Consider the following 23622-nt stretch of genomic DNA (forward strand, 5'->3'; position numbering starts at 1 on the left):
TCTGGAGCGCTGTGATGTCATTCAAATTATCGCCTAAGTTTTCAATCAAGTTATGGGTGCGATTTTCAATTTTACTCGGTACTTTAATTTTGACCGGTTGCGCTGCCACAGGCACTACAGGCACCACTGAGCCAAATAACTTATCTTTATGGGATCGGGGTGCAGACTGTGAAGGACCATTTCCAGCAAGAAATGGTTATCAGAATTGTGGTCTAGGAAAAGGGCGTTAATAATTATTCCTAGTGAACAATCAGAAGACAAAAAAAGAGTCGAGGCTCTTTTTTATTTTCTGGTGACTTAATATTTATTTGTTGATTTTAAATTTATTAACCAATAGCGATAGCTGTTGTAAATATTCCGTTGAAGTTTTGGCATCAGAAGTTTTTTGCTGGCTCATTCGAGTCGTTCGTTCTCCTCATTGAACAACTTTCATCACCACCATCCTTTTCAGTGCTTGCAACTGTAAACCTCAACTTTGATCACACGCTCTATTTTTTCTGTGTAAGCAGTACGAAATAAGGTAATTACATGATATTTTTACCATTCAATTTTTTACCCGCGTTTTGTTTGGGATAATTGAAATTGGTCTACCAACTGCAGCTCGCTTGGGGCGAAGATCACGTGCAAGCTAGAGCCAGTGATTGCCATTGAGATGATAAGCTGTTGTTTTACTTTTTATTGCCGGGTACAGGTGTGATATTTCATGATGGGTAAGGTGTTGGGGTTTGCGATTGGCTTCTGGGCTGGAGGCTGGTTGGGCGGCTTGGTCGGTCTCTATTTTGGTTTCCTCTTTGACCGCAGAGCGGCAGGTAAAGGCCCGTTAAACCTTAGAGCGCGTTTGAATCCACAAGCACAAGCAGAAGCACAACAGTTGTTTTTTGATGTGACTTTTGAGGTGATGGGACATATTGCTAAGGCAGATGGTCAAGTCAGTCAGGCAGAGATTCATATAGCCAACTTACTAATGGATCGAATGCAGCTGCATGGCGAAAAGCGTCAGCGAGCACAGCAGGCATTTTCTAAAGGTAAAGTCGCAGATTACCCATTAGAGCAGCGAGTGATTGAGTTTCGACGCAGCTCGCACGGCCAGTCAAGAAAACTCTTCTTAGAAATTCAACTGCAATCTGCTTTTGCCGATGGTGCAGTGCATGATGCTGAGCGTCAGGTATTATATCGAGTCGCCAAGAGCCTGCATATTCCGCAGTTGATTGTTGATCAACTGTTAAAAATGGTTGAAGCCAGTATGCATTTTCAACAGCAGCAGGCAGGTGGTGTGGCACCAGGATCGAATGAACCAACATTGGAAGGTGCTTATGCCATGCTGGGAATAGAGTCATCTGCGACAGATAAAGAAGTTAAAACGGCTTATCGCAAATTGATGAGTGAGCATCACCCTGACAAGTTAGCGTCTCAAGGTGTTGCAGAAGAAGCCATCAAACTGGCTACCGAACAAACCCAGCAAATTCAGCAAGCCTACTCGAAAATTAAAAAGCAGCGGGAAAAATAATCCCCTCCCCCCACTTGTTTTATCAATTGGTTGTTTCAGGTTACCCCGGATAGCTTTCTATTCGGGATTTTTATTAATTAGAACATAACAGATTATGCTTTAATTTAACCATTGATATAATAATTATGGCTGTGTGTTTCTGTATAGAATTGAGGCTTGGTTTTAAAATTAATACTGCTTGTAAAATTCCAGGTTTCGAAAGTGATCTGCCAAATCGTCTTTCCAGTATGCATCACCACCATGAATGATATAGGAGCTCGTCATGGTTTTATAACCATAATGAGTGGCACCATCTTCATTGGATCGCCATGATAATGGCTGTTTATCATAGAGTGCTTCATTGTAAGGAATATCGCGTGCTGATAAATCCCTAGCTCCAATGGTTGCGTGGATGCAGCTATTGCTATGCCAGCCCATAATCACCAATCGTTCTATCCCATGTGATTGTAATTGCTCATGTAAATTGGTTTCTTCAAAAGCATTGCTGTGTGGTTTTTGAAGCAAGTGTACCTTTGATGAATTCATATCCAGCATTGCTTTAAGTTCGCTTCGGGTTTGGTCTGGGCCATCGGTAGAGTAGGGTTTACCTTGAACAAAATTAATTAGCCAAATATGGCAGTCTGCTTTATGTACATAGTAGAGCACTTCTTGTTGCCAGCGGGTCGGGTTAAAGTAACCTTTTCGAGAGAACCAGCTGGACGCTCTCCAGCTTTCGTCAATTACCAATAGTGCAACTTTGTTTGCGTTTTTTTGTAAATGAGCACTTAGATGCCCTGCAAGACTTCCTGCTAATAGCATTGTTTTTAGCTTCAATTTCTTAAGTAAAAACTAGTTTAGTCAATAGTCTTTGCTTAGACAATAAGAGAACGCTTTATTATTAAGTCGCTGTTGCATCGACCTTTTTTGGCGTCCCTTTGTGTGTTCTGGCGAACGCCCTCTTCTCGCCAAAGCCACAGCAAATGATCCCATGCTTCTTTTGCACGCTTTTTGTTATCGCGCGCAAACCAGCGCCAGAACTCTACCAATAAGCCACTTCCAAGTTTGCTCACTTGCCATGTCGAAACAACTCGATTCAGAGCGGTTTTCGCTTGATAGGCCAAATACCTACGCAACAATGCACCAATCAAACTTGTCCAGATCATCCCTTCAGCAATCTCCGGATTTCGAGTGTTGAATTTCTTTAAATTTGTCAGGATTTTCCACTCTTTAAATAACAGTTCTATTTGCCAGCGTAGCTTATAACCTTGCTGGACATCTTCAGTACTGAAAGTGGCTTGAGGCAGATTGGTTGCCAGACTTTCAAAGCGCTTTCTCTTTTTATTCCAACGGATAACCAGTCGAATCTCGCCCTGATATCCTTTCCAGCGCACCTTTGTATCTGTCTGCTTTTTTTGGGCAAATACCGATACAACTCTTTTAATTTTCGCCCTTTAAAGCCCGGCCTAACAGCACATTCCGTAATCTCAGGGTTAATGGACGCACTTGCTCGAACAATAAAGCTAACACCAGCTGAAATCCAATCATCCATTAATTGCTTATCAAAATATTAGCCTGCTGTTGTTGCATTAAAAGGATGTTGTACATGTCCGTTGCCCGCCCACCTCGCCGTTCTCGCAAACAGTGGCAAACATTAATTATTGTTTTTAAAAATTCTGAGCTGTCTATTGAGCAATCCTGTCAGCAATAAAATTTTTCAGTTCCACTGTTTAATAAATGGCATCAGTTTTTGCCTGCAATCAAAGTGATTCTATCTCTGAGCTATCTGCTTCAAAGCAAAATAGTCCATCCGCATTTATCGATCTGGCGTCATTGGCCAGCCAGCAGCCCCCTGGAACATCGTATTGTCGCTGGGCAACGGGGTCAAACTCAAGTTAGCCAGAAGTAATGCTGGCACTACCTGCCCAGAAAAATAACTGGTTGTATGCCGAGCTGGTCGATATACGTAAGTCATTCAGAGTGTTTATCGTCCGATTACAGACCTTTTTGAGCAAGCGCCTTTAGTGTGGATGGAATAGCAAAAAATCCGAAGGTTTGTTGTCTTTTATGTTGATTTCATAAAATTACGTTGCAACAACAGCATTGTTGAGCCTGTAATAACGGTGTTGATTGTTGAGTTGCATCAAGCGCAAAGTGGTCAGCCGAAAATTTTTGTACGTGCTGATGCTTGTTATGGATGGCGTTTGAATGGACTAGTCTTCTGCTGCTGCCTGAATTCTGGCAGACTTGAACGGTTTTTAATGAATCAATTTTCAGGATCTTGGTGAATGATGGGTAAGCTGCTTGGCAGTTTGATTGGCTATTGGCTATTGGCTGTGGGGATGGGTTGGCGCTCTGATCGGCGTGTATTTTGGTTTCCTCTTTGACCGCAGAGCGGCAGGTAAAGGCCCGTTAAACCTTAGAGCGCGTTTGAATCCACAAGCACAAGCAGAAGCACAACAGTTGTTTTTTGATGTGACTTTTGAGGTGATGGGACATATTGCTAAGGCAGATGGTCAAGTCAGTCAGGCAGAGATTCATATAGCCAACTTACTAATGGATCGAATGCAGCTGCATGGCGAAAAGCGTCAGCGAGCACAGCAGGCATTTTCTAAAGGTAAAGTCGCAGATTACCCATTAGAGCAGCGAGTGATTGAGTTTCGACGCAGCTCGCACGGCCAGTCAAGAAAACTCTTCTTAGAAATTCAACTGCAATCTGCTTTTGCCGATGGTGCAGTGCATGATGCTGAGCGTCAGGTATTATATCGAGTCGCCAAGAGCCTGCATATTCCGCAGTTGATTGTTGATCAACTGTTAAAAATGGTTGAAGCCAGTATGCATTTTCAACAGCAGCAGGCAGGTGGTGTGGCACCAGGAAGTAATGAACCGACCATTGAAGATGCCTATGCGCTGTTAGGCGTAGAGCCTTCAATTAACGATCGTGATCTGAAAATGGCTTATCGAAAACAGATGAGTGAGCATCACCCTGACAAGTTAGCGTCTCAAGGTGTCGCAAAAGAAGCAATTAAATTAGCTACTGAGCGTACCCAACAAATTCAGCAAGCTTATGCATTGATTAAAAAGATTCGTAGTAATTGATTGCTTTTTTATTAATTTTTTTTCATGGTTTATGTTCGGCAATTATTTCTAAAATAAAGCCAGCGAATGTAATCGCTGGCTTTATCAAAAATTACATTACCAATTTCAATAAAAATTCGTCTTTACGATCTAGGTAATGGGTTGATTTAATACGGCGGATGGTGCGGGATTTACCACGAATCATCAGCGTTTCGGTAGTGGCTAGATTACCTTTTCGAGTAATACCGTCCAGTAAATCACCTTTGGTAATGCCGGTACCGGAAAATACCAAATCATCTGATTTAGCCATGTCTTCCAACTTAAGCAGCTGGCCAACATCCAGTCCCATTTCTTTACAGCGAGTAATTTCCTGTTCGCCGACTTCACGGTTTTCCGGAGTATCGCCTTTAGCTAGATGGCGAGGTAACAAGCGAGCTTGCATATCGCCGCCTAAGGCGCGAACCACTGCAGCAGACACCACCCCTTCAGGTGCTCCGCCAATGCCGTACATTACATCGACTTCTGATTCTGGCATGCAAGCAAGAATTGACAGCGCAACGTCACCATCAGGAATCGCAAAAACCTTCACGCCGGCAGTGTGCATTTCGGCAATCATTGGTTCGTGGCGAGGTTTGGCTAGAACTGTGACGGTCAGGTCAGAAAGGGGCTTGTTTAACTTGGCGGCAACGGCCTTCAAGTTATCTAATAAAGGGCGGGAAAGATCGATTGTGTCTTTCAGGCCAGGGCCAACCACGATTTTTTCCATATACATGTCAGGCGCTTTTAAAAAGCCATCTTTGGTGGTGGCGGCCAATACAGCCAAGGCGTTGGATTGACCCATTGCGGTCATTCGTGTGCCTTCAATCGGGTCAACTGCGATGTCAATTTTGATGCCATTGCCAGTACCGACTTTTTCTCCGATAAAGAGCATTGGTGCTTCGTCGATCTCACCTTCGCCGATCACGATTTCACCATCGATATCGACATGGTTCAGCATAGTTCGCATGGCTTCAACGGCTGCGCCATCTGCAGCGTTCTTATCACCACGGCCCAACCATTTGTAACCTGCCAAAGCGGCGGCTTCTGTTACTCGTGAAAACTCAATTGCCAGTTCGCGTTTCATAACTGCCTGTTCATATGAGGGAAAGATTCGCGGCGCAATCTACCACAACTTGGATCACAAAAACATTGACCCCAACATTTGTTGGGTTGGCTTTTCAATTGGTTGCAGAAGTTGTTGAGTTTGTTGAGAGAAGTAATTGATTAATTTAATCGGGTAAATGCCCAAGCGAGAAGCCATAGAAAAAATTCAAAACGTAAAAGAGAGAATAAAAAAACGGTTAAATGTGAGCGATCTATCATCGGTTGTCATAGTGACGATAAAAGCAGCGCTTGAGTTTGACAGTTTGTTACTTCTCGACAACTGTCAAAGTATCGCTTTTTTAGTTTGTTTTAATGCATCAGCTAATGACAGATTTAATAGCTTCTCATGCTTTTGTGATGAGTTCTATGAAGGGTTCGTTTTGTGGTGGATTGCTTTGAAATCTCAAAGCAGGTCATCAGGTAGTAATCGGCAGTAGCAGTATTGCAGTAACAAAAGGTGCAAGCCATGAAGTCTCGCCTTAGATGTTCGGTCACTCGGTTGCATAAAAAAATTCAACAACAGCGTAAGCGTTCTAGCTGGCAGCATTGTAAAGCCTGTCATCAGCAGCATCCTCAAAAAAAATCTCCAGAAATTCCATGCTTGGACGGTGATTAATTATTAATTAAAAAAGCCAGATCTTAAATAGATCTGGCTTTTTATAATTAAACAGCCAAATAAATTATAAATTATCAAGCTGCTTGAGGCGATTTTCATTGGCTTGCTTTAACATCGCTTCGACTTGCTGCGCTTGTTCTAATGCTTTTGCTGCGTTATCTGGCAAAAATACTGAATCTATTTCCGTCGGCTTTTTGGGCAGTGCTTTATTGCCGGTTTCTTGCTGTTCTTCAGCGGACTTCTGCACCAGCTGACTGATTTTAATACTGGTGTTGTAGGTCACCTGCTTTTCTTCGGCACCATTAACTTGGCTGTCTGAAAAATGCCATTGACCATTTTCATCCTGCCAGCGCCATACGGTAGATGTGGCATCCGGGTCATTCTGGTCTGATTCAATCAGCTGGGACAACTGAGCTGAAATCTGATCTGATACCTGAGTTAGCGGGTTGGATAGCTCTGGTGCTTTAAGCTGATCCAGCTTTAGAAAAGGTACGCCGCCAGGGCCTTTTATTACAAATAAAGCACCAAATGCAACGGCAACAAATAACATCAATTTAAAGAAAAAACGCATTAACATTGGCTGATCCATTGCTCTAGTTCAGACCAGGTCGGGTGGTGCGGTAAATCGTAAAATTCGGCAGTAATCGCCAGGTTTTTTTCCAACAAGGCACCGGCTTCCGTCTTCTTCCAGCTCGAAGTGGCATCTTGTAGCCATTGCAGTACTTTTTTCTCTGCATCCAATTCAGCTTGTGCAATATCGTCAGCCAACTTGTGTTGCCCCTGAACCCGAGCAAAACGACGGGCATTGCGTAGCGGTTTCACTACCTGGTCATTCCATGGGCTAATTCGGTTGCTCAGCTCAGCAATCCGTACACTATTAAGTTTGATCTGGCGGCTAGCTAGCCAGCTGGCAGCCATTACTAACAATGGATTGATGCCATCTTCATCCTGCAGTTTTAAAAAACTGTCCCGAATATGGGTGTTTTCCCATAACGAGCAACCGTAATCCCAAAGCTGACTTTCTTGACCCATATGAACGCTCCTTTTACCTGAAAATACGCCGCACGAACACTGAATAATCGCTTGCACCCAGTATGCCAATGAACTGAATGATCCATCTGATTGGCTTACAGCATACTAGCTGCTCCAGATTTTGCTTAAAGGATACTTCCCTATGGCGAAGTGATAAACTCCCGCGCCATGATTCGACTGCAAAATCTTTCCCTCCGCCGTGGCACCAAGCTACTGCTTGAGGATGTGAACCTTACTCTTCATGCCGGAAACCGTGTAGGTCTTACCGGCGCAAATGGCTGTGGCAAATCTTCGCTATTGGCCTTATTACGTGGTGAATTAACGGTAGATGCGGGTGATTTGGAGCTTCCAAGCCACTTAGCAATTGCCCATGTTGCCCAAGAAACTCCTGCATTGGAAAAGTCAGCAATTGATCACGTGATCGATGGCGACCATGAATTTCGACTGTTGGAATCTCAACTAGCTGAAGCAGAGCAAGCCAATAATGGTGAGCAGCTAGGCCTGTTGCATGGAAAAATTGATGCAATTGGCGGCTATGCGATTCAGTCTCGTGCCGGTCAATTACTGCATGGTTTGGGCTTTACTGCCAAGCAACAGTTACATCCGGTCAGTAGTTTTTCCGGTGGATGGCGAATGCGCTTAAACTTGGCGCAAGCCTTGTTATGCCGTTCTGATTTATTATTACTCGATGAGCCAACCAACCACTTGGATCTAGAAGCGGTATTGTGGCTAGAGCAGTGGCTGAAGGTTTATTCAGGTACCTTATTACTGATCTCCCACGATAGGGATTTCCTAGACAGTGTTTGCTCGCATATCACTCATATTGAACACCAGCGCGCCAACAGTTATACCGGTAACTACAGTGATTTTGAGCGCCAGCGAGCGGCGCGATTAATCCAGCAACAATCAGCCTTTGAAAAGCAGCAGCGAGAAAGAGCCCATATGGAATCTTTCATTCGCCGCTTTAAAGCTAAGGCAACCAAAGCCAAGCAGGCACAAAGCCGTATAAAAGCTTTGGAGCGAATGGAAGTGATCACGGCGGCGCATATCGACTCGCCATTCCATTTCGTTTTTCGTGAGCCAGAAAAACAGCCAAACCCACTGTTGCAATTGAACAAAGTAGATTTCGGCTATGCCGAACAACCACCGATATTTAAACAGCTGAATATAAACTTGGCACCCGGTAGCCGTTTGGCATTACTTGGCCCTAACGGTGCCGGTAAATCGACCTTAATTAAATTGTTATGTGGTGAGTTAGCGGCCACTATCGGTGAGCGTAAAGCACATGATGATTTAAAACTGGGCTATTTTGCTCAGCACCAGTTAGAACTACTCGACCCACAAGCAAGTGCTTTGCTGCATGTGCAGCGGTTAGACCCTAAAGCGCGCGAACAAGATATACGTGATTTTTTGGGCGGCTTTAACTTCCGTGGTGAACAGGCAGATTCGCCAGTAGCACCTTTTTCCGGCGGTGAAAAAGCCCGCTTGGTTCTGGCGATGTTGGTGTATCAAAAGCCCAATTTATTATTGCTGGACGAACCGACCAACCATCTAGATTTAGAGATGCGTCATGCATTGACCATGGCTCTGCAAGATTATCCTGGTGCATTGGTTCTGGTCAGTCACGATCGACATTTATTGCGTACCGTGGCCGATGAACTTTATTTAGTTGACAGTCAAGCATTGCAGCCATTTACCGGTGATTTGGAAGACTATCAGCGCTGGTTAACCGAACGAAACCGTGAGCAGGCTGCGGCAGAAAAAGCTGCTGAATCGGATGGTTTGGAAAAGTCAGCCAGTAGTGCGGCTAATCGTAAAGAGCAGCGTAAACTGGATGCTGAAAAGCGTAAATCGCTTAAACCGTTACAAGATAAGCTCAAGAAAGCTGAAAAACGGTTAGATCAAGTGAATGAATTACTGGACCAAGCTGAAGCAGAATTAGCCAAGCCAGAAATTTATGATCAAACCAATAAAGCCAAATTGGCGGAACTGCTACAGCAGCAGGGCAGTCTTAAATCAGAGCAAGAACAGTTAGAAGAAAGCTGGATGGAATTAACCGATCAGCTGGAAGAGATGGTGTGATTGTTTGATGCAATAATTAAGAAGGAAATGGTTAAGTTCCGTCATTCCGTATAGAGATGGTGGAACCCAGTTGCCAAGGAAGGCAATGTTTAAATTTGGAGCAAATTTTGAGATAAAAATTCCAGTTTTCAGTTTCGTATATTCATCTGCGACCTGTTAATTGAGAAGCGGTTTAACTTCCCTGCCACTGGCTCCCCGCCAATCCCTGACGAGAATGACGAGAATGACGCGGGGCTAACAACTAATCATCAGCATTTTTTGCTGAATGGTTAAATCAGGTTTACTAAATGATTAAAAAACGCTTTATTGCCGGGGCTATTTGTAAAAGCTGCGGAAAAATGGACACGATTAAGTCCTGGGAAGACGAAGGCCTTCATTATGCCCATTGTGTGGCTTGTGAAGATTTGCAAACCCTCGATACCAACAAGTCGACTCGCACGGTATTAAAAGATCTGACCAAGCCGCCAAAAGATCCCAGTGTACCTCAGGCGATTATCTGGAATGGTGAGTAACTCTAGGTTTAATTAAAGGATTATCCCGATGCCCCATTTAAGAATTCGCGGTGTTGATCAGCAACAAGCAGAATCACTCAGTTTTAGCTTGCCGCAAATTCTAGCTGAGCCATTGTCGATCAAACCATCGGCTGTGCCATTAGAATGGATCAGCAGTCAACTGCTGATTAATGGTCAAACCCAACTCAAACCATTGCTCGAAGTGCATTGGTTTGCTCGGCCGCAAGCGCAGCAAGATCAAATTGCTCAAGTATTAACCCATGAACTGAATCGTGTTTTGGGCAGTAAAATGGATTATTCTGTTGTCTTCTATGTAATGGATAAATCAGCTTACTATCGAAACGGACAACATTTCGGGTAATGGTTTGTGATTAGTTAAACCAAAGCATTTCGGCTAACAAAAACACTCCGCTGGGAAGTTGACCCGAGCCAGATCAGGTATAACTGACCGATTTCAGGTACAATAACCGCCCAACAGGAACCCTTGATTAGATGTCTGCTGATCAAACTGTTGGAGTGATACTTGCCGAGTCGCAAGATCAGCCATCAGCAACGCCTGGACCTGAGAGATGATGAGAAAAACTCATCAAATCACCTCTCTAATAAACCTAAATATTAATTTGAGACTCATATGAGCCAGAACACTATCCTTGTGGGAATTGCCGGTGCTTCAGCATCTGGTAAAAGCCTGTTAGCAGAAACCCTCAGCTCCGCTTTTGAAACTGATCAGCTATGCATGATCTCTGAGGATTCTTATTACAAGGATCAGACTCACATGAGTATGGATCAACGGGTACAGACCAACTATGACCACCCGGAATCCATGGACCACGATTTAATGTTGCAGCATTTGCAGGCATTAAAACGCGGTGAAACTATCGATGTGCCTGTATATGATTATGCCGAGCACAACCGGTCTAAAGAAGTGCGAAAAGTTTCGCCTTCACGAGTAGTAATCTATGAAGGTATTTTGCTATTTGTTGACCCGCGGATTCGTCAGCAGTTTGATTTACGTTTCTTTATGGATACGCCGCTGGATATCTGCCTGATTCGCCGTATGCAGCGAGATATCGAATCTCGTGGCCGTAGCGTGGAGTCGGTTATTAATCAGTACATGGAAACAGTGCGTCCTATGTACATGCAGTTTATTGAGCCATCACGCCAGCATGCGGATTTAATTATCCCTCGTGGCGGTAAAAACAAAATTGCAATTGATCTGATTAAAACCAAGATTATGGATTTGGTTAAAGGCTAATCGATTAATAAATAAAAAAGGCTGACTTTATAAGTCAGCCTTTTTTTATGAGTAAATTTCAGTTAATTTTCTGACATCTCTACAGCCATTTCTTTCTGTGGTGCATTTTTTATATATCGGAAATCCAGCCCGTATTTTTCACCTAGTGGAATTAGCGTTTTATGTCGGGTGTACCAAGTGGCACCTTTGATTTTGTCGAACTCTTGAAGCTGGCACAAAGCTTCCAATGAGAAGCGGTCATCGACATAAACTTTATCCGCTCGCTCTAATCTAAAGCGCTGCTTTAGTGCTTTGCGCTGCCAAACCTGCAAACATTTTGAATGATTGCCTACTGAGCGAGGGCCGTGAAGTAATAAAGCATCCTTTGGTAATTCAGACTTCGACATTTGTTCAGTATCAGTTAAGCCAATTTCTTTTAATACGTTGTAGCTATGTTCGCCACAGGCAATTAGTCGAATGCCAGCCAGCTTTCGAATATCCAACCCAAATTCCGGCAGTGCGCGTTTAAAAGCGCAGGCACTTTGCCGATCAGCAAAAGCAATGACCTTTTCACTGCAAATATTTTTCCAGCGGATTGAGTCAATTAAATATTCCGGTGTCCACAATGGAAGTGACATAGAGATTGCGCCCATGTCTTCTAATGCGGCTTGCATAGTGTGTAAATTACGACCGGCAATTAAGACTCTTTGCTGATTCATTGGCAGCTTGGCGCGCCAATTCATTTCACTGCGTAAACCAACTACTTCGCCAACAATAATAATCGCTGGGTTTTCATTATTGAGTGCGGCAATTTTTTCTGCGATGGTTTCCAGCGTGCCTTCAGTTTCCACTTGTTCCGCACTGGTGGCTGCTGAGATGTGGATAACCGGTGTTTGCGGGTTTCGACCGTTTTTTACTAACCGATCAACACATTTGTCGATTTTTTTAGAGGCCATATAAAGCACCAACGTGCCAGAACCTTTACCCATTGACTCCCAGGAAGTCAGCGCGGTTGAGCTCATATGGCCACTGGCCAGCGTAACGTCTGATGCCATTCCGCCGCTGGTTAAAGGAAAACCTGCGTAAACCGATGCGCCCAAACCGGCAGTGATTCCTGGAATAATTTCAAAAGGGATTTGATGGTCGTTCAGATCTCGACACTCTTCTGTGCCGCGGCCAAAGATAAAGGGATCGCCTGCTTTTAATCGCAGTACCGACTTTCCTTGGTTGGCTAGTTCAATGACTCGAGGATGCATGCCATAAACGATGCCGCCGTTATAACCGCGATAGCCAACGGCTTCCATATCAGCATCTTCTGGTGCCAGAGCCAAAAGTGCCGGGTTAATGAGGGCGTCGTAGCAAATCACATCGACTCGCGACATCAGGTCTAGCGTTCTTCTTGGCAATAAGCCAGGGTCACCCGGACCTCCGCCTGCTAAATAGACCTTTCCTTTGTTGATTTGCGCCTTGCTCATACTGATTCCACCGAAATATATGCTGCTTTTACTGAATATTGCCGTTGTTTCCAGCTATAGCCTGTTGCTTAAAGTGTGACAGATGCACCAATGCTGTGCACCTGTTGAATAAGACCGGCCGTGATTGCATCATTATTGCCGAGATCAAGCCAAATTGGGGCATAAAAGCTGAAAACTGTAGCGGATACCTGATACAAGGCAAAACTTAGGCCGAACGGACAAAACTCAAATCACACTATGTAAAATTTGACGACTAACAAACAAAAACGGCTGACAAGGTGCCAGCCGTAGCAGTATTTTCGAATATTATGAGTTGATCCGAATCTCAATCAGCCTTACGTAGTTCGCCGGTAACCAAATCATAGGTTTCACCGTATCCGCGGTGTGTTCCCATTAAACCTTCATAAATATAGCTACGGGTATTGCCGATAATAACCGTTGAATCGCCATCAATATTATGCGCTAGAAAATGCATTAAATCTGACAGTACAATGCTTTGATCAGGTTGGTAGGCAGATTTAATAATTGCTACAGGTACGCAAGCGGATAAATGTTGCAGTAGAATTTCTCGGACTTCAACCATCTGGTTTTGTGAGTTTTTGCCAGAAGGATTATATAAGGTAATTGCAAAGTCGGCTCTAGCGGCAAATGCTATTTTGGACTTAATATCATCCCAGCTGGATAATAAATCGGATAGAGAAATCGTGCAGTTATCATGGCCTAGTGGAACGCCAATTAACGATGCACACGATTGTGCTGAAGGTATGCCAGGTATGATTTCAAACTGGCTAGAACTGCCCCTATGCCAGCTTTGATCGCGTAGAGCTGCCTGAGCTAGTGAGCCAATCGAATATACGCCTGGATCTCCAGATGCCAGTAGTGCAACACGGCGTCCTTTTAATGCGGCAGATACTGCAGCTAATGCGCGAGGTACTTCTTCAGATCGTGAGCTAGTGACTACTTCTTTACCAGGTAGCAGGTGCTCGACTTGCGCTAATAATTCATCTAGCCCTACCACTAAATCGGCAGATTCGATTGCGCTAATCGCTCGAGGTGTTATTAGGTCTGCACAACCAGGGCCTAAACCAACAACCGATAATTTACCCTTTATTTTTTTCATTTGCTCAAACACTCATGCGATCGGCATGCTTATGCCGAAAAATTCATAAAAAGGCTTAGTAAAAAACTAGATCGGCTCGCCACCAATCGACGTTAATCACTTATTCAATGATAGAAATCCATGTTCAATTTCAGGTTTTCAGGCAACTTGAATTACCTTTTTATTCTTGTTTTATTTATCGAAATTAAAAAAAGTAACGCTACAAATTATATGCTTAAGCTACCTCAATATTCAGGGCTCAAAATAGTATGAGGACTATGTTTTAAAGTGGCTTAGGTATAATGTCGTATATTCAGTATGGAACGATGTATTTAGATATTTGGCAAATCACCAGCAAGAATAAGAACGTCTCTATTCGCATCGTAAAGACGTTGAATGACAATAAGAGCAATGCTTACATGCTGGATATGCCAACTCGGGCAGGCATCTCTAGTAACATGGGTCTGAACTACTACTGCAAAATGAGCTAATTTGTATCAGATAACCATTACCTCGATCAATATTTGAACAATGATCAACGAATGGTTGTGGTAAAACCTGTTTTTAATCAATTCAGATCAAGGCTTATCAGTAAAAATCTCAAATTGCGCGCTAATTCACTATATTTTGTAGTTTTATGCTAATAACCAAGCCACTGGTAAAATTAAGCGCTAATTGCATGATATGAATCAGTCTATTCGGCTGTGATGTTTGTCTGTTTGGTTTTTTTGTCATTAAAACATCAACTATTTGATGATGGCCATCGCTAGTTTCCTTGTTAGCTAAATGACGATCGAACCGGTCATAAATTTTTGTGTATGCTTGTTTTTTACTTGCTCATTTAAGCAGAGGCTATTTAGGCTAATGATTAGATAAAATGATAAATCCTTGAGAACGAAACGTTCAATTGGTTACTTTTATGCCAAATGAGATATGTTGTTGTTTTTTTTGTAGTGTAATTATTTTTTATGTAAAGCTGTTGAAAATCATCAAGGTTCGTAGCAGTGTTGTGTTTCGGCTTCAATTTTCAGCAGCTTGGCAGTCGAGACTTTTCACCAATAAGGAATATACCTAAGCCAATTCTTGTCAAACCCTACATATTGAAGGGCTTGGGTGTAACAAAAAAAATAAGGGAATATAATGAAATCCTACCTAAAGTTTGGCCTACCAGGCTTGACCGCAATGGCGCTACTTGGTTGTAATAATGAACAACAAGTATCACCAACCTCTGTTGAATCTCAGCAACCTGCTACTTTCACGGTTATTTCTGGCATAGCATCTAAGCCAATTACCACGGGCGAGATTATTGTAAAATTTAAAAATGCTGGCTTTCAGGCCAGAAGTCTCTCGGGTGCTTTTTACACTAAGAATCAATTACCAGTAGATTTTGAAGTGCTTCGCGCTTTATCTGGAAATAGCCAACTAATTAGTTTGAAAACTACAGGCTACCCGGGAGTACAAGCTAGGTCTGTATCAGGACAATCACCGATCGACCCTGTTGCACTGGCTAAGCAATTGTCAGCATTACCTGAAGTTGAGTACGCGGAAGCTAACCGAATTATGCGCTCGGCTTATATTCCCAATGACCCGCGCTGGTCTGATCAGTGGCATTATCAATCAGCTGCGAGTTATCCTGGTGCATTAAACCTGCCACAAGCACTTGATCAGGCTAGCGGTGAAAATGTCGTTGTGGCGGTGATTGATTCGGGTGTTTTAGTGAATCATCCCGATTTAAATAACCAGTTATTGCCCGGTTATGACATGATTAGCAATGACTTTATTGCCAATGATGGTAACGGTCGAGACAATAATCCAGATGACCCGGGTGATGGTATTCGTGCCGGTGAATGTAGCGATCTTTACGGGCGATATTATCCGCCGAGTGATTCGACTTCTTCTTGGCATGGCTCCCATGTCGCAGGCACCATTGCTGCCGAATCTGATAATGGCATCGGTGTATCAGGTGTTGCACCCGACGCAAAAATTCTTCCAGTTAGAGCATTAGGTAAATGTGGCGGCACGACTGCAGATATTGTCGATGCCATGCGCTGGTCTGCCGGTTTATCGGTTCCTGGTGTACCGATTAACCAGAACCCGGCACAGATTATTAATATGAGTCTGGGGGGCGGCGGTGCTTGTGGCAGTGCTTACCAAAACGCGATTGATGACTTAGTTGCACAAGACGTTACTTTAGTTATCGCTGCGGGTAATGAAAACCAAAGCGTAAATAACGCCAGCCCAGCAAATTGTGATGACATTATTTCGGTGGCTGCCGTGGGTAAAACAGGTTCTAGAGCACGCTACTCGAATTACGGAAATAAAATCGATGTTGCAGCGCCAGGTGGTGACCGTGATGGTGCTATTTTATCCACAGTGAACACTGGCAGCTATAGCCAGCGCTCGATGAGTTATGGTTATTTACAAGGTACTTCTATGGCAACGCCACATGTTGCTGGTGTTGCTGCATTAATGAAGTCTGCTGACAATAGCCTGACACCGGCGCAAATTGAACAAACCCTCAAGCAAACTTCGCGAAGCTTCCCTTCTGTTAGCACTCGCCAGTGTACGACCAGTAATTGTGGTGATGGACTGGTTGATGCTTCAGCAGCAGTTGCTGCAGTTTCAGGTGGAACAGATCCCGACCCAGAACCACCAGTAGATACAGATGCTGTTTTAGCCAATGGCCAAGTATCGGCAGCGTTTGATTTAGCTGACAAGGCCAATAAAAAATTCCGCATCGATATACCTGAAAATGCACAAAACCTACAAGTGACCATTACAGGTAATAATGGTGATGCAGATTTATGGTTGAAAAAAGAGAGTGCGGCAGATACTGCCAATCAAGCGGATCAGAAATCAGAAAGCGGCAACTCGAATGAATCGATCACGATAGATGCACCGATCTCGGGCGAGTATTTCATTACTGTGCATGCTTGGAGTGGCTTTAATAATGTCACTGTATTAGCGAGTTGGGATGTTGATGATGGAAATGAAATAGTATTTTTTGAAAATAATGATAATTATTCCATTCCAGACGGACAAGGTAGTATAACCAGCCCGTTAAATATTGATCGTAATGGAATTAGCAGCAATATAACGGTGCGCTATAGCATTAAACATACCTATCGGGGCGATCTGAAAGTGACACTGTTTGCACCAAGCGGTCAATCTCAAATCTTGCACGACACATCAAATGACAGTGCCGATAATTTGAGTGGTGAAGTGAATATTAGTGCGGGAAGTATTGTTGCTGCGGGTGAGTGGCGCTTGAAAGTAGAAGATAAATATAATCAGGATGCGGGTTATATTGATAGCTGGTCGATTACCTTTAACTAATCTAAAACGTATAAAAAAAACCTGCTACGGACTGTGGCAGGTTTTTTTATATTTATAGTTTGAGATGACTAGCTACGCCGGCGCATTAAAATAATAAAGAACAAACTACCGATAACTGCAGTGATAATTCCTAGCGGAAGCTCCTGTGGTGCCAATATCTTTCTGGCCAAAACATCGACCCATAAAAGAAAAATACCGCCGATAAAACCGCCGCAAACCAATAACCGCCGATTATCACTGCCGCATAATACCCGAGTGATATGTGGAATCATCAAGCCTACAAAGCCGATTGCACCGCATAAGCTGACAATCGTTGCCGTCATTAATGCAGTCACCGTAAACAGCTTCCAGCGCAGTTGTTTAACCTTAACGCCCAGCGTGTGGGCTGATTCTTCTCCGAGCAATAATGCATTGAGCTGGGGCGCATGCCACAGCAAAATAAATAAACCGCCAACAGTGGTAATTAATGGCGGCCATAATTCAATCCATCGGGCGCGTTCCAGCCCGCCCATCATCCAGAAAATAACCGAAGTGGTCGCTTTAGGATCACCTAAATAAAGCAATAAATTTGCGCCAGCCATTAAAAGAAATGACCCGGCAACACCGGAAAGAATTAATCGCTCGGTGGTGGCTTGCCTGCCTGCTAATGAAAGCACTAGTACCAGTGCAAACATCGCACCAAAAAAGGCGAATAACGGCAGCGTGAAAATACCGATCAAACCGGGTAGCCACAAGAAAGCAGTGACGGCGCCGAGGCTAGCGCCAGATGCGATGCCGAACAAATAAGGATCGGCCAAAGGATTGCGAGTTAATGCTTGCAGTGCTGCACCGATTACCGCCAGTGAAAATCCTGCCAAGACGCCCAGTAGCATTCGCGGAACCCGTAACTGCCAGACGATTACTGATTGGGGATCAGTTGGGTTGTTAGTAAATGGATGAAGCAATATTTCCAGCATACGGGTGAAGTCGATCTCTGCAATACCAAAGCTTAAGCTCCAGACCATGCTGACCAATAAACCCAGTATTAATAGTGGCAATAAAATCGGCAGTGGTAATTGTTTTAGCATGACCAATCTCCTGCCGATTTGGAGCCAATGTCTGATTGCTGGTGATAGCGGAAGGTAATTCTTGGGCAACCATGCAACGGATGATTGTCGACCTTGGCTTCTATTTGAAAAACTTCAGACAGGTTCTTTTCCGTCAGAACTTGTTTTGGTGTGCCGTTGGCGACCAGCTTTCCCTGATCAAGCAATATCAACCGGTCACAAAAAGCCGCTGCCAGATTTAAATCATGGATGCTGGCCAACACCGAAATTTTCATTTGTTGGGCCAGTCTTAAAACCTGTGGCTGGTAGCGGACATCCAAATGATTGGTTGGCTCGTCCATGATGAGCAGTTTTGGTTTTTGCAGCATGGCGCGAGCAATCATCGCCCTTTGGCGTTCACCGCCAGAAAGTTCATGAATTGGTTGATCTGAACGACCCGAAAGCGCAACTTTTTCTAGCACTTGTTCGATATGTTGCGTCGATGGTTTTTGAAATGGATTGAGCCAAGAGCTGGAAGGTAACGCACCAAGAGAGACGACCTCGCCCAATGTCAGGCCAAACTCAGAAGGGTTTTCTTGTAATACCACGGCGATTTTTCTAGCGCGGTGTTCGCTGTTTATCTTTTGCAGGTTTTGCCCGTCGAGCAACAATTTACTGACATCTGGCTGATTAAAACCATAGATGCAACGTAACAGAGAAGACTTACCGGCACCGTTAGGGCCAATCAAACCGACAAATTCACCCGCATTGACTGAAAAGCTAATCTCACGAAGTAGCTGAAGTTGACCAACCGACCAGCTGAGTTGTTCAACCTCTAGAAATGGAGTTTGGCTGCTTTGGTTGGGCGTGGTTCGGCCCTGCAAGGTTTTGGCGCCGCTGTTTGACAAGAATTTTTCCGGGAGATGGCTGTGAAGCAAAAATAAACTCAGGTAGCCTATGTTAAGCAGAGACAGTTGATCAGGCTAGAGCTAGGCGGTAAAAATCTTAAAATGGTTTAGATCTAAAAGTAATGAGTTTATTGCGATAGCGGGTTTTCTAGCAAAACGAGCAAGACCGCAAAGAAATTATTACGTCAGCCACAGAATTAATTATTCAAGAACAAAGTATTTTTATGAAATTACCTGATCAGCAGAGATAGCGAAATATTATGTTAATAAAGAACAAGCTAAGCTGGAGTGGCTGGGATATGAATCAACCAAAGGTCCTACAAATCATAGGCGAAGGAAATCTGAATGAGCGTATTTGATCAATTGAGTACAACGTATTTACTTTTCTCAGGCGTAATCGTGCTAATTGCTTCACTCGTTCGCGGATATTCAGGTTTCGGATTCACCGCAATAGCCATTGCAGGACTAACGATTTTCTTGCCACCGGCACAGGTGATACCGGCCATTCTTCTAATTGAGATCATTGCTGGTGTCAGTTTACTTCCTTCAGTATTTAAATATATCAACTACCGGCAGCTTGGTTTTACTTTCTTTGCAGCGCTTGTTAGCACACCTTTAGGGGTGTTTTTTTTGAAAAATACCCATTCAGATACCATTAGTTTGGTTATTTCTGTGCTGGTATTAATTTTTACATTATTGCTTTGGCGAGGTTTTCGAATAAACGATACGAGCAAAACAGGGCGGTTACTTTTTTCAGGCGCTACTTCAGGGCTTGTTAACGGTGTAGCGGGTGTTGGTGGATTGCCGATGGTGGTGTTTTTTCTATCGGGCCAGCAAGATATCTATCAAATTAGAGCGACTTTACTCAGTTATCTGATCCTGTTAGATATTTATACCTGTTTGTTTGCAACAGCAGCGGGTGTGATCACTTATGATGTTCTGGCATTGGCAGCTGCTGCGTTTATTCCTGCAATGATCGGCACGATTCTTGGGAATAAAAAATTCCTAAAAAGCCCGCCTGAATTTTTTAGAAAAATTACTTTGTGTTTTATGGCGGCTATTGCATCCGTTGGAATTATTAGAGAAATTTTGTAGATTAAATAGTGGATGGTTTTTTGATTTTTGGATCTTTTTCTAGTTAAGAAATCAATCATTCAGTAGTAAGGTGTTTTTATAATGAGCAAGCCAATTAAGCGCTTAGTTGGTTTACTTATGATTTATTTTTCCACGAATAGCCTAGATAAGCGCTAGCGTCATTCGAGAGCAGAGTCAAAGTTTCAGAAATGCTCTATTTCAACTGTCACCTGCAGGATCTGTCGATTAACTAAACAACCAAGTAATAAAATTAACGAGTTTATTTTATATTAATGAAATTGATTCATCTCTAGTGAAATATTAAAAAACTGCGGGTGGTAGGATTTTCCGGTATAAGAAAATAATGGAATTTAAAGCAATCCGTTGCGTTGCCACAGATACGTTCTTTTTTACCGCAAGATGACTAAGAAACGGGGTGATTTCAGCTTCAGCCATTTGCTCAGGGTGACGCATTTTATGAAACAGAAGGAATTGGCGAATCCACTGCCAGTAGGTTTTCTCAGTCGCATAGGAATAGTTCATTTGGCGAACGGCTTCGCAATAACGCTGCTGTAATCGCATACTGCACCTGACAAAACGAAAACAAGATAGCTGTATATAGATACAGTGTCCAATTATGTCAAACTCAACAAAAGTTAACCGTATATGTCGATTGAGTAAACTGTAAAATAACCATTTCATTTCAATTGGTTGAGATGCTTTTTCAAAACCCCTCTGTTCAGCGGCATTTTGTCGATAGTTCAATCAATTGACATACACGGAATCAAAATATATCGTCGCCAACAAGACGTGAAAAGGCAAGCAAGCCACCAGAGTAAAGCCCTAGCGGCGAGCTAAAGCGGAATTTGTCTTTCACATTTATATAAGACTATGCGGCAAAAATGCGGCATAGGTTGCTGTTATAAGCCTCTGGTAAAAAGTGCACTCTATGAAAGAAATTGAAATAGCAGGAAGTATTAGTAATATAACATCTGTTCTTAAAGAGCATGCTGGTAACTTCAAGTCTGTTTGGTTTAGAGGGCAGTCCGTATATGATTATTTGCTAACACCTAGTGTTTTCAGGCAAGGCAAAGCCTTCGGGGTTTCCTTTAATGAGCAAAAAATGCTCGAGGAATTTAAACGACGTTATCCTGATCAGTCAAATCAACATAAAACGACTTATGAATGGCTAACGCTTATGCAACATTATGGGCTTCCTACACGATTGTTAGACTGGTCAAGCAATTTACTTGTTGCACTATATTTTTGTTGTATTGAAGATCAGGAAAAAGATGGCTCATTATTTGTTTTTGATCCTTCGTATATGGAAAGAGATTTTCATTTCAACGAGCTGATGGAAATGCAGGTTGAAGAAAAAGATCGATCTAATTTTTTTAGAAGGCTCGTCTATAGAACTTCAGATTTACTAAACGATGATTCCAGACTAAATGGAATTCGGTTAGGTGACCTCAAAAAGGACATTAGATTAAGTATGAAGTTTTTTGGTCTTTCTACGGGAAGTAATGCAAGTTTTGAAAGCTTAACTTTGCAGCAAGAACTTCTCAATACTAATGATCATTTGGGAAAGCCTTTGCCTCATGTCACTCAAGAAATCATAAGAGCATTTTCTAATGTAGTGCCATTTAGAGCGCCTCATCTTAACCCTAGAATAAGGCAACAGCATGGATTCTTTACCTTTCATGGAGGTATGTATATTGATGGCGAAGAGTTTATTAAAGTAGACAAAATGGAAGACCATACTTATTCGGACGGCTCGCTGATTAAACTAAAGGTTTTAGGAATAGACAAGAAAAAGATCCTTAAAGAGCTTGAATATGTGGGTATAACGGAAGCAACATTATTTCCAGAAATGGAATATCAAGCTAAAGATATTGCATCCATATTTACCGAAACTTACGGCTTATAACAAGGCAATGCATCGGATTCGCTGCGCTCACTAATGATTGCGGCGTTATGTTTCACAGGAGAATCTTTGCATGAACGAAGAAAATGTAAAATCTATAATAGCCCTTCAAAGAATTAACAATCAGCTATTGGGCCTTGTAGATTCTGCAAAATGCAAAAATGATATCAAACTCAGAGAAATACTTGATCAATTGTACGCTCCTTATGAAAAAGTTGAATCTGACTACAGAAATAACCATAGTTTTTATAACCAGTATCAATTCATATCTTCTCTGTATACTTATATAGTTTTACCAAAAGAAAGTTTTTTTGACTCCATCCCTGATGATATCGAAACAAATTCACTTAAAACACAGTGGGGGATTAATAAATTACAGCCTTCATATAAGTTAAAGTACTTTCTTAGACGTTTACGCAATGCTGTCTCCCATGGCGAAATTGAATTTACAGAAACAATTGATTTTATTTTTACTGATAAAAATCCTCGAAATAAAAGTGATGTTTTCCAGGTTAAGCTTTCAGTTGATGAACTAATGAATTTTACTCAAGCTTTAGCATATTGGTGTATGACAAAAGATATAGAATTGAAAGAACTAAAAAAACATAACAAATAAGGATAGGTGTCGCGCAGCCGACACCTTATCCGGGTGTTGAACAAGCCCGGGTGGCACTCTCTATAGTAAATTACAGATATTTCAACTAAGTAGGTCACGCCCTGCCGCTAAATGCAGGGCGAGCAAAGCTATAAACGCTGGAATCAGCATTTTTTATAGTGCATGTTTTTAGGTTTTTTGTAACGGCCCTCCTGCTCAATAATTACGCCATTATCCTTATTATTTCTGCCTTTCGGCTAGACCGGTCGTACCACGCCCAGGCAGCGCATTTCTTCTTTACAGCAAGGGCAGATACGACGGGGTTTGATTTTCTCTGGTGCTTTTTTGGGGATGATGTAGAAAAATAACACGCCACCCATGATCCCAATTATATTCCAATCAAAAAATTTAATAACCGGGATAACTAAAAAAACCTAGCGTTCGACGCGATTGCGGCAACCGTTTTCTTCGCCTCGAATGCAATGGTGCTAATTGATATCACGACGAAAACCAGATTAACTCTGGTTATTTAAATTGCATCTGACTTTAAATCTTCTGACTTAAATCTACTCAATAAAATCGAGCATCAAGAAGGTGGTTGTTTTCCAAGTGGTGTTTGCTGCCGCCAAGCTTCGGTTTGTTGCTTGACCCGCTCTTTAAACTGCTTGAGACTCAGCGCACTGCCCATTGCATGAGCAAACTGTCGTGCACTGGCCATCACATTACTGCGGCCGCTCATGGCGCTTGCCCACCACGGAGCTTCGGTATCAATGTTTAGTCGTTCAAATATTGGTGGCAGGCTGCTATCCATGTGGTATTTTTTATCAGTGCGCGCCATGCGAGCACTGGTATCAACCAATTCCAGATAATCTTTTAATTTAAATGGCAACGGATGGACTTTATCTTTAATATTAATGCTGGAGTTGGTTTCACTATCGACAAAAGGTTTTAATCGGGCGAAATTATAATCATATCGACGTTGATTGTTCTTTTTTTGAATTTTTTT

General features: G+C 42.7%; 23 protein-coding genes and 2 pseudogenes. 13 read left to right on the top strand and 12 right to left on the bottom strand.

Annotated elements, in window-relative coordinates; translation table 11 throughout:
- Nucleotides 1-14 precede the first annotated feature (14 nt).
- Nucleotides 15-230, top strand: coding sequence for a hypothetical protein (locus tag DC094_RS20565; RefSeq protein WP_145959859.1), 216 nt, complete (start codon nt 15-17; stop codon nt 228-230).
- 473 nt (nt 231-703) lie between these two features.
- The gene (djlA, locus tag DC094_RS20570) at nt 704-1507 is read left to right on the top strand and encodes a co-chaperone DjlA (protein WP_116689006.1); all 804 of its coding nucleotides are present in this window, start codon (nt 704-706) and stop codon (nt 1505-1507) included.
- Nucleotides 1508-1675: 168 nt separating this feature from the next.
- Here djlA (DC094_RS20570) and DC094_RS20575 read toward each other — a convergent pair whose 3' ends face one another.
- Together DC094_RS20575 and DC094_RS20580 are read right to left on the bottom strand one after the other, a co-directional pair.
- On the bottom strand, nt 1676-2305 hold the full coding sequence (locus DC094_RS20575; protein ID WP_116689007.1) for a cysteine hydrolase family protein: 630 nt from the start codon (nt 2303-2305) through the stop codon (nt 1676-1678).
- A 53-nt stretch (nt 2306-2358) separates the two neighbouring features.
- The gene (locus DC094_RS20580; protein ID WP_158527416.1) at nt 2359-2877 is read right to left on the bottom strand and encodes a transposase; all 519 of its coding nucleotides are present in this window, start codon (nt 2875-2877) and stop codon (nt 2359-2361) included.
- 922 nt (nt 2878-3799) lie between these two features.
- On the opposite strand from DC094_RS20580, the gene djlA (DC094_RS20585) reads away from it, so the two are divergent.
- On the top strand, nt 3800-4582 hold the full coding sequence (djlA, locus tag DC094_RS20585) for a co-chaperone DjlA (RefSeq protein ID WP_116689009.1): 783 nt from the start codon (nt 3800-3802) through the stop codon (nt 4580-4582).
- A gap of 91 nt (nt 4583-4673) precedes the next feature.
- On the opposite strand, the gene glpX is transcribed toward djlA (DC094_RS20585), so the two are convergent.
- Nucleotides 4674-5684, bottom strand: a complete 1011-nt coding sequence (glpX, locus tag DC094_RS20590) for a class II fructose-bisphosphatase (RefSeq protein ID WP_116689010.1) — start codon at nt 5682-5684, stop codon at nt 4674-4676.
- A 486-nt stretch (nt 5685-6170) separates the two neighbouring features.
- Between glpX and DC094_RS22230 the strand changes: the two genes are divergently transcribed.
- On the top strand, nt 6171-6320 hold the full coding sequence (locus tag DC094_RS22230; protein WP_158527417.1) for a hypothetical protein: 150 nt from the start codon (nt 6171-6173) through the stop codon (nt 6318-6320).
- 64 nt (nt 6321-6384) lie between these two features.
- On the opposite strand, the gene DC094_RS20595 is transcribed toward DC094_RS22230, so the two are convergent.
- Together DC094_RS20595 and DC094_RS20600 are read right to left on the bottom strand one after the other, a co-directional pair.
- A complete protein-coding gene (locus tag DC094_RS20595) occupies nt 6385-6897 on the bottom strand; it encodes a DUF4124 domain-containing protein (RefSeq protein ID WP_158527418.1) in 513 nt (170 codons plus the stop codon).
- Entirely contained in the window at nt 6891-7352 is a 462-nt protein-coding gene (locus tag DC094_RS20600) for a TIGR02444 family protein (RefSeq protein ID WP_116689012.1), read from the bottom strand. The genes DC094_RS20595 and DC094_RS20600 overlap by 7 nt, the downstream gene beginning before the upstream one ends.
- Before the next feature lie 168 nt (nt 7353-7520).
- Here DC094_RS20600 and DC094_RS20605 point away from each other — a divergent pair, with 168 nt between their 5' ends.
- The 4 genes from DC094_RS20605 to udk all read left to right on the top strand — a co-directional run bounded on the left by DC094_RS20605 (nt 7521) and on the right by udk (nt 11201).
- Entirely contained in the window at nt 7521-9434 is a 1914-nt protein-coding gene (locus tag DC094_RS20605) for an ATP-binding cassette domain-containing protein (RefSeq protein ID WP_116689013.1), read from the top strand.
- 287 nt (nt 9435-9721) lie between these two features.
- A complete protein-coding gene (locus DC094_RS20610) occupies nt 9722-9946 on the top strand; it encodes a YheV family putative metal-binding protein (protein ID WP_116689014.1) in 225 nt (74 codons plus the stop codon).
- Between the two features lie 28 nt (nt 9947-9974).
- Nucleotides 9975-10307, top strand: coding sequence for a DUF1904 family protein (locus tag DC094_RS20615; protein WP_116689015.1), 333 nt, complete (start codon nt 9975-9977; stop codon nt 10305-10307).
- A gap of 270 nt (nt 10308-10577) precedes the next feature.
- Complete coding sequence (udk, locus tag DC094_RS20620; protein WP_116689016.1) at nt 10578-11201, top strand: uridine kinase; 624 nt, start codon at nt 10578-10580, stop codon at nt 11199-11201.
- 62 nt (nt 11202-11263) lie between these two features.
- Here udk and cobA read toward each other — a convergent pair whose 3' ends face one another.
- Nucleotides 11264-12655, bottom strand: a complete 1392-nt coding sequence (cobA, locus tag DC094_RS20625; RefSeq protein WP_116689017.1) for a uroporphyrinogen-III C-methyltransferase — start codon at nt 12653-12655, stop codon at nt 11264-11266.
- A 325-nt stretch (nt 12656-12980) separates the two neighbouring features.
- Nucleotides 12981-13775 carry a precorrin-3B C(17)-methyltransferase gene (locus DC094_RS20630; RefSeq protein WP_133245649.1) on the bottom strand — a complete coding sequence of 265 codons (795 nt, stop codon included), beginning with the start codon at nt 13773-13775 and terminating at the stop codon, nt 12981-12983.
- A gap of 281 nt (nt 13776-14056) precedes the next feature.
- Between DC094_RS20630 and DC094_RS21940 the strand changes: the two genes are divergently transcribed.
- The gene (locus DC094_RS21940; protein WP_133245650.1) at nt 14057-14245 is read left to right on the top strand and encodes a hypothetical protein; all 189 of its coding nucleotides are present in this window, start codon (nt 14057-14059) and stop codon (nt 14243-14245) included.
- A 649-nt stretch (nt 14246-14894) separates the two neighbouring features.
- The gene (locus DC094_RS20635; protein WP_116689019.1) at nt 14895-17090 is read left to right on the top strand and encodes a S8 family serine peptidase; all 2196 of its coding nucleotides are present in this window, start codon (nt 14895-14897) and stop codon (nt 17088-17090) included.
- 68 nt (nt 17091-17158) lie between these two features.
- Here DC094_RS20635 and DC094_RS20640 read toward each other — a convergent pair whose 3' ends face one another.
- Together DC094_RS20640 and DC094_RS20645 are read right to left on the bottom strand one after the other, a co-directional pair.
- Nucleotides 17159-18157 carry a FecCD family ABC transporter permease gene (locus DC094_RS20640; protein WP_116689020.1) on the bottom strand — a complete coding sequence of 333 codons (999 nt, stop codon included), beginning with the start codon at nt 18155-18157 and terminating at the stop codon, nt 17159-17161.
- Nucleotides 18151-19023, bottom strand: a complete 873-nt coding sequence (locus DC094_RS20645; protein WP_158527419.1) for an ABC transporter ATP-binding protein — start codon at nt 19021-19023, stop codon at nt 18151-18153. The genes DC094_RS20640 and DC094_RS20645 overlap by 7 nt, the downstream gene beginning before the upstream one ends.
- Before the next feature lie 345 nt (nt 19024-19368).
- Here DC094_RS20645 and DC094_RS20650 point away from each other — a divergent pair, with 345 nt between their 5' ends.
- Entirely contained in the window at nt 19369-20118 is a 750-nt protein-coding gene (locus DC094_RS20650; protein ID WP_116689022.1) for a sulfite exporter TauE/SafE family protein, read from the top strand.
- Between the two features lie 300 nt (nt 20119-20418).
- On the opposite strand, the gene DC094_RS20655 is transcribed toward DC094_RS20650, so the two are convergent.
- Nucleotides 20419-20679 (bottom strand): site-specific integrase, encoded by a 261-nt coding sequence (locus DC094_RS20655; protein WP_116689023.1) that lies wholly within the window; start codon nt 20677-20679, stop codon nt 20419-20421.
- Between the two features lie 367 nt (nt 20680-21046).
- Here DC094_RS20655 and DC094_RS20660 point away from each other — a divergent pair, with 367 nt between their 5' ends.
- Nucleotides 21047-22024 (top strand): FRG domain-containing protein, encoded by a 978-nt coding sequence (locus tag DC094_RS20660; RefSeq protein ID WP_116689024.1) that lies wholly within the window; start codon nt 21047-21049, stop codon nt 22022-22024.
- 70 nt (nt 22025-22094) lie between these two features.
- Nucleotides 22095-22637, top strand: coding sequence for a HEPN family nuclease (locus tag DC094_RS20665; RefSeq protein ID WP_116689025.1), 543 nt, complete (start codon nt 22095-22097; stop codon nt 22635-22637).
- Nucleotides 22638-22873: 236 nt separating this feature from the next.
- Here the strand turns inward: DC094_RS20665 and DC094_RS23025 are convergent.
- Together DC094_RS23025 and DC094_RS22235 are read right to left on the bottom strand one after the other, a co-directional pair.
- Nucleotides 22874-22984: pseudogene (locus DC094_RS23025) on the bottom strand (IS91 family transposase); the annotation flags it as partial.
- Nucleotides 22985-23202: 218 nt separating this feature from the next.
- Nucleotides 23203-23622, bottom strand: a pseudogene (locus DC094_RS22235) (hypothetical protein); the annotation flags it as partial.

It is taken from the genome of Pelagibaculum spongiae (assembly GCF_003097315.1).
GTDB classification, from domain to species: Bacteria; Pseudomonadota; Gammaproteobacteria; order Enterobacterales; family Pelagibaculaceae; genus Pelagibaculum; species Pelagibaculum spongiae.

Bases quoted from the DNA above. Each gene is read 5' to 3' on its own strand.
- DC094_RS20610 (WP_116689014.1), top strand. From the start codon at position 9,722: ATGATTAAAAAACGCTTTATTGCCGGGGCTATTTGTAAAAGCTGCGGA.
- glpX (WP_116689010.1), bottom strand. From the start codon at position 5,684: ATGAAACGCGAACTGGCAATTGAGTTTTCACGAGTAACAGAAGCCGCC.
- DC094_RS20605 (WP_116689013.1), top strand. From the start codon at position 7,521: ATGATTCGACTGCAAAATCTTTCCCTCCGCCGTGGCACCAAGCTACTG.
- DC094_RS20595 (WP_158527418.1), bottom strand. From the start codon at position 6,897: ATGTTAATGCGTTTTTTCTTTAAATTGATGTTATTTGTTGCCGTTGCA.
- DC094_RS20655 (WP_116689023.1), bottom strand. From the start codon at position 20,679: ATGCGATTACAGCAGCGTTATTGCGAAGCCGTTCGCCAAATGAACTAT.
- DC094_RS20600 (WP_116689012.1), bottom strand. From the start codon at position 7,352: ATGGGTCAAGAAAGTCAGCTTTGGGATTACGGTTGCTCGTTATGGGAA.
- DC094_RS20635 (WP_116689019.1), top strand. From the start codon at position 14,895: ATGAAATCCTACCTAAAGTTTGGCCTACCAGGCTTGACCGCAATGGCG.
- DC094_RS21940 (WP_133245650.1), top strand. From the start codon at position 14,057: ATGTCGTATATTCAGTATGGAACGATGTATTTAGATATTTGGCAAATC.
- DC094_RS20660 (WP_116689024.1), top strand. From the start codon at position 21,047: ATGAAAGAAATTGAAATAGCAGGAAGTATTAGTAATATAACATCTGTT.
- DC094_RS20665 (WP_116689025.1), top strand. From the start codon at position 22,095: ATGAACGAAGAAAATGTAAAATCTATAATAGCCCTTCAAAGAATTAAC.
- DC094_RS20565 (WP_145959859.1), top strand. From the start codon at position 15: ATGTCATTCAAATTATCGCCTAAGTTTTCAATCAAGTTATGGGTGCGA.
- DC094_RS20650 (WP_116689022.1), top strand. From the start codon at position 19,369: ATGAGCGTATTTGATCAATTGAGTACAACGTATTTACTTTTCTCAGGC.
- udk (WP_116689016.1), top strand. From the start codon at position 10,578: ATGAGCCAGAACACTATCCTTGTGGGAATTGCCGGTGCTTCAGCATCT.
- DC094_RS20575 (WP_116689007.1), bottom strand. From the start codon at position 2,305: ATGCTATTAGCAGGAAGTCTTGCAGGGCATCTAAGTGCTCATTTACAA.
- DC094_RS20640 (WP_116689020.1), bottom strand. From the start codon at position 18,157: ATGCTAAAACAATTACCACTGCCGATTTTATTGCCACTATTAATACTG.
- DC094_RS22230 (WP_158527417.1), top strand. From the start codon at position 6,171: ATGAAGTCTCGCCTTAGATGTTCGGTCACTCGGTTGCATAAAAAAATT.
- DC094_RS20630 (WP_133245649.1), bottom strand. From the start codon at position 13,775: ATGAAAAAAATAAAGGGTAAATTATCGGTTGTTGGTTTAGGCCCTGGT.
- djlA (WP_116689006.1), top strand. From the start codon at position 704: ATGATGGGTAAGGTGTTGGGGTTTGCGATTGGCTTCTGGGCTGGAGGC.
- cobA (WP_116689017.1), bottom strand. From the start codon at position 12,655: ATGAGCAAGGCGCAAATCAACAAAGGAAAGGTCTATTTAGCAGGCGGA.
- DC094_RS20615 (WP_116689015.1), top strand. From the start codon at position 9,975: ATGCCCCATTTAAGAATTCGCGGTGTTGATCAGCAACAAGCAGAATCA.